At 64.9% G+C, this 473-nt stretch carries 1 protein-coding gene; it reads left to right on the forward strand.

Annotated elements, in window-relative coordinates; all coding sequences use genetic code 11:
- On the forward strand, positions 1 to 473 hold a 473-nt coding region (locus B3Q33_RS11500), incomplete at both ends, for a dihydroxy-acid dehydratase (protein WP_286827541.1).

Here is a 473-nt window from a genome sequence, read left to right on the forward strand (position 1 = left end):
ATGGAAGATGTGCACCGCGCCGGTGGCGTCATGGGCATTCTTGGTGAACTGGACCGGGCCGGCCTGCTGCACCGGGACATTCCCATGGTCCATTCCGCCAGCGTGGCGGAAGCGCTGGAGCATTACGACATCATGCGCACCAGCGATGCAGGGGTGAAAAAGATGTTCACCGCCGGGCCGGCGGGCATCCCCACCCAGACCGCCTTCAGCCAGGACACCCGCTGGGACAGCCTGGATGACGACCGGGAAAACGGCTGCATCCGCAACTACGAAAACGCCTACAGCAAAGACGGCGGCCTGGCGGTGCTGTACGGCAACATCGCCGAGCGCGGCTGCATCGTGAAGACCGCCGGGGTGGATGACTCCATCCTCACCTTCACCGGTCGCGCCCGGGTGTTCGAATCCCAGGATTCCGCCGTGCGCGCCATCCTCGGTGACCAGATCGTCGCCGGCGACGTGGTGGTAATCCGCTA

Source organism: Alcanivorax sp. UBA3183, assembly GCF_002364155.1.
In the GTDB taxonomy this organism is placed as follows: Bacteria; Pseudomonadota; Gammaproteobacteria; order Pseudomonadales; family Alcanivoracaceae; genus Alcanivorax; species Alcanivorax jadensis.